Raw genomic sequence first — 6,422 nt, forward strand, 5'->3', positions numbered from 1 at the left:
GGGGCTTTTCGTCAGCTGGTGACAAGCGGCAAGAGCGGACGGCGCACCGCGGTCGCGACGCCGTCGGACGCCTGGGCCGCGGCGATCCGCTCGGCGGTCGGCGTGCCGTATTCGGTGGTCCGCTGGCGCAGCGGACGGCCCAGCGGCTCGACCATCGCGCGCATGTCGCTGATCGTCTTGTACGACCCGTTCGCCGCACCCGCCATCCGGCTGATCGTCTCCTCCATCAGCGTCCCGCCGATGTCGTTGACCCCGCCCTGAAGCACCGCCCGGCTGCCCTCTTCGCCGAGTTTCACCCAGGAACTCTGGATGTTGTCGATCATCCCGTGCAGCAGCAGCCTGGCCAGCGCGTGCACAGCGCGGTTCTCGCGCAGCGTCGTGCCCGCCCTCGCCAGCCCGGCGAGGTAGATCGGCGAACTCTGGTGGATGAACGGCAGCAGCACGAACTCGCTGAACCCGCGCCGCCCGTTGCGCTCCAGGCCTTCCCGCTGCAATTTCGCCAGCAGCTTCAGATGCCCGACCCAGTGCGCCGGCGTGTCGACGTGGCCGTACATCATCGTCGACGTCGTCGTGATGCCGAGTTTGTGCGCGGTGGTGACGACGTTGATCCATTCCGACGTCGGCAGCTTGCCCTTCGTCAGCACCCACCGCACGTCGTCGTCGAGGATCTCCGCCGCCGTGCCCGGCAGCGAGTCGACGCCCGCTTCCTTCGCCCGCGCCAGCCAGTCTTCGATCGAGAGGTTCGTCCGCGAAGCGCCGTTGACGACCTCCATCGGCGAGTACGAGTGCAGGTGGATGTCCGGCTGACGGCGTTTCACCTCCGCCGCGAGGTCGAAGTACGCGGTACCCGGCAGATCCGGGTGGATACCGCCCTGCATGCAGATCTCGGTCGCGCCGGCGGCCCACGCCTCGTCGACGCGGTCGCCGACCTGTTCCAGCGAGAGCGTGTACGCGTCGGCGTCGGTACGCCGCTGGGCGAACGCGCAGAACCGGCAGCCCGTGTAACAGACGTTGGTGAAGTTGATGTTCCGCGTGACGACGAAGGTGACGTCGTCGCCGTTCACCTCGCGACGCAGGTCGTCGGCGATCTTCGCGAGTGCGTCGAGCTCCGGCCCGTCGGCGTGCAACAGCGCCAGCGCCGCGTCGTCCGACAGCCCGGCGGGGTTCTTTTCCGCGCTGCGCAAGGCATCCCGGATGTCGGTGTCGAACCGCTGCGGTCCGGTCTTGATGTTGCCCTTGATCTCGGCCCAGTCGCCGTAGACCGAGTCGAAGTCGCTGCGGCGGTCTTCCGTGCGCCCGACGGTGTCGACCTCGACGTGCAGATCGGTACGCCCGGCCTCCTTCCACCCGCCGTCCGGCTCCTGCCACGGGATGCCCACCGGGATGGCCTCTTCGATCGCGAGCCCGGTCTCGGTGTCGGTCAGCGGCGCGAGATGCGCGTTCATCCGCGGGTCCAGCCACGGCTCGCCGGCCTTGACGTACTCCGGATAGATCGGCAGCCGCTCGCGCACGGTGAACCCGAGCGCCTCGGTGCGGCGTTTGAGCTCGTCGATCTGCGGCCACGCGCGTTCGGGGTTCACGTGGTCGGGGGTCAGTGGCGAGACGCCGCCCCAGTCGTCGATACCCGCGTTCAGCATCAGTTCGTACTGCTGGCCGATCAGGTTCGGCGGCGCCTGGATGCGCATCCGCGGTCCGAGCACCAGCCGCGCGACGGCGATGGTCGCGGCGAGTTCCTCGAGGTCGGCGTCCGGGGTCGCGCGCATCTTCGTGTCCGGTTTCGCGCGGAAGTTCTGGACGATGACCTCCTGGATGCCGCCGTAGGTCTTCGCGACCTTGCGGATGGCGAACAGGGAGTCGGCGCGTTCCTCGAAGTTCTCGCCGATGCCGATCAGGATGCCCGTGGTGAACGGCACCGAACTGCGGCCGGCGTCCTCCAGCACCCGCAGGCGGACGTCCGGGTCCTTGTCCGGCGAGCCGTAGTGCGGTCCGCCCTTCTCGGTGTACAGCCGCTTCGCCGTCGTCTCCAGCATCATGCCCATCGACGCCGAGACCGGCTTGAGCCGCTGGAAGTCCTGCCAGGTCAGCACGCCCGGGTTGAGGTGGGGGAGGACGCCGGTCTCTTCGAGCACCCGGATCGCCATCGCCCGGACGTAGGACAGCGTGTCGTCGTAACCGTGCGCGTCGAGCCAGTCCTTCGCCGCCTTCCAGCGGTCCTCCGGACGGTCGCCGAGGGTGAAGAGCGCTTCCTTGACCCCCATCTCGGCACCCTTGCGGGCGATGTCGAGCACCTCGTCGGGGGAGAGGAACGGCGATTCGACGCGGCCGGGGACGGTCGCGAAGGTGCAGTAGCCGCAGCGGTCCCGGCACAGCCGGGTCAGCGGGATGAACACCGAACGGCTGTAGGTGACCACGCCGGGACGGCCGGCCGCGACGAGCCCGGCGTCGCGGACCCGGGAGGCGTGCTCGGACAGCGTCTTGAGGTCGTCGCCGCGCGCCTGGAGCAGGATCGAGGCCTCGGTGATGTCGAGGGTCTTCCCGTCGCGCGCCCTGGCGAGCGCCCGGCGCATCGCCGAGGTGGTGGGGGCGTTCGCGTCAGCAGGGGATGCCATTCCCGCACGCTATGGCCGGACTCGCTCCACCTGCCAGTGTGCATCCCGCCACCGCGTCACCCACGTGGGTGTGGTCACTGTTTCCGCTGGTCAGCGCATGATCTTGGTTGCCGATCAGGGGCTGCGAGTGTATTACCTAAAGTGTGGCTTCGGTGATCGGCAAGAAGGTCGGCGGGCGGACCTACTACTACCTCGTCACCTCCGCGCGGGTCGACGGCGAGCCGAGGGTGGTTTCGCAGCGCTATCTCGGCACGGCCGAGGAGATCGGGCGTGCGATGGACGGCGACGTCTCCGCGCCCGGCGAAGCGCGTCACCGGACCTTCGGCGACGTCGCGGCGGTATGGGCCACGCTGCGACGGCTCGACTTCGTGCGCCGGGTCGACGAAGCCGTCGGAGCCCAGCGCGCGTCGACCACGTTGGGGACGCATCTCGCGCTCGCCGTCCTTCACCGCGCGACCGCTCCCGAAACGCAGTTAGCCGACTGGTGGCGTGACTCCGTCGCCAGGGAATTCATCCAGGCCGACCTGCCGAATCACCGCCGGGCGCTGCAACGCCTCACACCGGACCGGATCGCGCGGATCGAGACCGCGGTCGCCGACGCGGTGCTCTCCTGGCTGGGGACGGGCGACGCCGCGCTCGCCGTCGACGTCCCGCAGTTCGCCACCTTCACCACGGCCGACCCCTGCCGCTGCGAACTCGCCGGTCTCGGGTTGGTGGTGACCAAGGACGGCGCGATCCCGCTGGCGTCGCACGTGTACCCGAGGGAAGGGGCGCCGCCGTTTGCCGCGCTCGCCGAAGAACTCCGCTCGCGGTATCCCGTCACGCTCGTCTTCACCGCGGGCCAGGCGGCACAACTGGACCTCGGACGGCATTTCGTCGGCGCGCTCCCGCTGTCGGAGCATCCGGAACTCCTGGCGAAACCGCCGTCCGCGCGCAAACCGGTCGACCCGGAACGGTTCGCCGGGCTGACCGCCCTCGACACCCGGGCCGTGGTCGCCGGGATGCGGCGGCGCGTGATCCTCACGCATTCGGAGACCCTGCACAACGCGCAGGCCCGCGCGTTCGGCGAGGAACTGGGCACCGCGACCCGCGAACTCGCCGGCCTCGACGCCGCGCTGGCCTCGGGCACGTACCGGGGCGACCGCGGCCAGGTGAACGCCGAAATCGCCCGGATCACCCGGGGCCGCCGCGTCGAACGGGTGCTCTCACCGGCACTGACCGGGACGAAGCCGGGGGAGATCCGGCTGACCTGGAAGGTGGACGACGCCGCGGTGTCGCGGTTGCACGACGAGTTCTTCGGCAAGCAGGTGCTGGTCACCGACCACGACTGGCCGGTGGCCGAGGTCGTCACCGCGTACCGGGCCCGCACCCACCTCGACTCGACGTTCCGCTGGCTGACCGGCCCCGCCGTCGCCGGTCCGGCCCCGCGCTGGGAGTGGACGCCGCATCGGATCGCCGTGCACACCCTGGTCACGGTGCTCGCGTCGACGGTCACCCACCTCATGCGGCGCGAGGCCGACCGCGCGGGGATGAACCTGTCGGTCCGCGAACTGATGGACAGCCTCGCGGGGATAGGGGAGACGGTGCTGCGCTATCCGTCCACCGGCGGCCGACCGCGGACGCGGCGCCTGCTGACCGAGCGGAACCCGGAACAGCAGGCGCTCTTCGACCTCTTCGGTCTCAGCTCTCCCGATGGATATGAAGTGCGGAGAAGCTCTGCACCACCGGCATCAGCTCGATGACGTTGATGTTCACGTGCTCCGGCTGCGAAGCCGCCCAGAAAACGGACTCGGCCACGTCGGCGGCCGTCAGCGGTGTCGTGCCCTTGTAGACGTTGTCCGCCTTGCTCTGGTCGCCCTCGAACCGGACCACGGAGAATTCCGTGCCGCCGACCAGGCCCGGCTCGACGTTGGTCACCCGGACGCCGGTGCCCTGCAGGTCCGCGCGCAGGTTCAGGCTGAACTGGTGCACGAACGCCTTGGTCGCGCCGTACGCGTTGCCGCCGGGGTACGGGTAGCTGCCCGCGACCGAGCCGATGTTGATCACGTGCCCGCGGCCGCGCTCGACCATGCCGGGCAGCAGGGCGCGGGTGAGGTGCGCGAGCCCCTTGATGTTCGTGTCGATCATCTGGTCCCAGTCGTCGAGTTTCGCACGGTGGGCGGGCTCGAGCCCCTTCGCGAGGCCGGCGTTGTTCACCAGCAGATCGACCTCGGCGAACTCGGCGGGCAGCGAGCCGGGGAGCGCGGCCACCGCGTCGGCGTCCCGGACGTCGAGCTCGAAGGGGAGGACGTTCTCGCCCAGCTCGTCCGCCAGCTTGTCGAGCCGGTCCTTGCTGCGCGCTGCCGCGACGACCTTGGCGCCGTCGGCGGCGAACCGGCGGACGATCTCGACGCCGAACCCGGCGCTGGCACCGGTCACGAAAACGGTCTTCTGGGGCATCAGTCAATCTCTTTCAAGAATCGTGCGAACACGTCGTTGAACTCGGCCTCGCGCTCCAGGTTAGGCATGTGCGCGGCGCCCTCGATCACCGCCAGGGTGGAGCCGGGGATGAGGTCGTGCATGAGTTCGGCGTCCGCGACCGGCGTGAACTCGTCCTCGGTCCCGACGACGACCAAGGCCGGTACTTCCACACGGGTGAGGCTCTCCCGGTAGTCCGGACGCTCGGCCCGTCCCCTGAGCGCGGCCGCCGCTCCTTCCTTGGGCGTCGTGCGCATCATCCCGAGGACGTGCGCCGCCACGTCCGGCATGGTGCGGACGTTCTCCGGGGAGACCATCTTCGCCAGCACTTCCTCCGCGTACGGGTTCAGTCCCTCCGCGAGGACGCGGTCCGCCATCTCGTTGCGGACGCGCTTGCCCTCGTCGGTCTCCGCCTGGGGAGAGGTGTCGGCGAGCAGAAGGCCGGCGACGCGCTCGGGGTAGGTGCGGTGGAACTCCATGACGATCTGCCCGCCCATGGAGAGGCCGCCCAGCACGAAGCGCTCCAGACCGAGGTGGTCGGCGAGCCGGACGATGTCGGCCGCGAAGACCTCGAGACCCGTCTTCTGGTCATTTGCCGGCTTGGTCGTCTCGCCGTACCCGCGAAGGTCCGCGGTGATGACCCGGTAGCCCTCCCGGCTGAAGCGTCCGGCCTGGGGCCGCCACATCGAACGGTTGAAGGGGTGGCCGTGGACGAGGACGACGGGCAATCCGGTGCCGAGGTCGTCGTAAGCGACGGAGATGCCGTCGAGTTCCGCAGTACTCATGAGCCCGACGCTAATCGGAGCAATCGTCAGGATCAATACGGTGCAATGTACTCGGAGCAATGTTCTTGCCCGGGAGTTCATCTGCGGTCCCCTGGGGCGATCACCGCGTGATCGCCGGGTCCGAGCCCGTTTATGGCCTCTGACCTGCGCGAATGTCGTTAAGGTACCCCCCTGTTTTCGGGGGTTTCCGGCCATGTAAAGTTCTCTTCGTCGCCAGGGAAACCGAGCGGCCGACCGGGACACGAACCAAGCTCTCGCTCAGTGCGATTGAGTGGGTGTCCCACCAAAAACTGCTAGGAATGACTGCTTCGGATAAGGCCGCTGTGATGGTGGTGCGATTCGGGGTGTGTTGCTTGAGAACTCAACAGTGTGCTAGTGAACTAAGCCAGTAGAGCTTATGTATTGAAACCTCGTAAGAGGTTCCTTTGAGAGCATTAAATTGCCTCGATCAAATTTGACATTGTTGGAGAGTTTGATCCTGGCTCAGGACGAACGCTGGCGGCGTGCTTAACACATGCAAGTCGAACGATGAAGCCTTTCGGGGTTGCACGCCGGTTCGCCCTCGAACTGA

General features: G+C 68.3%; 4 protein-coding genes and 1 rRNA gene. 2 read left to right on the forward strand and 3 right to left on the reverse strand.

The genetic code is table 11. The features are described 5' to 3' along the window. Nucleotides 1-11: 11 nt before the first annotated feature. Nucleotides 12-2,567 carry a bifunctional FO biosynthesis protein CofGH gene (locus tag ED92_RS37540; protein ID WP_235213481.1) on the reverse strand — a complete coding sequence of 852 codons (2,556 nt, stop codon included), beginning with the start codon at nucleotides 2,565-2,567 and terminating at the stop codon, nucleotides 12-14. A 185-nt stretch (nucleotides 2,568-2,752) separates the two neighbouring features. Between ED92_RS37540 and ED92_RS37545 the strand changes: the two genes are divergently transcribed. Further along, the gene (locus ED92_RS37545) at nucleotides 2,753-4,351 is read left to right on the forward strand and encodes a transposase (RefSeq protein WP_037346902.1); all 1,599 of its coding nucleotides are present in this window, start codon (nucleotides 2,753-2,755) and stop codon (nucleotides 4,349-4,351) included. Here the strand turns inward: ED92_RS37545 and ED92_RS37550 are convergent. Both ED92_RS37550 and ED92_RS37555 read right to left on the reverse strand, forming a co-directional pair. Beyond that, entirely contained in the window at nucleotides 4,290-5,048 is a 759-nt protein-coding gene (locus ED92_RS37550; RefSeq protein ID WP_037346905.1) for an SDR family oxidoreductase, read from the reverse strand. The genes ED92_RS37545 and ED92_RS37550 overlap by 62 nt on opposite strands. Beyond that, entirely contained in the window at nucleotides 5,048-5,851 is an 804-nt protein-coding gene (locus ED92_RS37555) for an alpha/beta fold hydrolase (RefSeq protein WP_037346907.1), read from the reverse strand. The genes ED92_RS37550 and ED92_RS37555 overlap by 1 nt, the downstream gene beginning before the upstream one ends. A gap of 460 nt (nucleotides 5,852-6,311) precedes the next feature. Here ED92_RS37555 and ED92_RS43195 point away from each other — a divergent pair. Then, nucleotides 6,312-6,422: ribosomal RNA gene (locus ED92_RS43195) — 16S ribosomal RNA — on the forward strand; the annotation flags it as partial.

It is taken from the genome of Amycolatopsis sp. MJM2582 (assembly GCF_000754115.1).
Classification (GTDB): Bacteria; Actinomycetota; Actinomycetes; order Mycobacteriales; family Pseudonocardiaceae; genus Amycolatopsis; species Amycolatopsis japonica.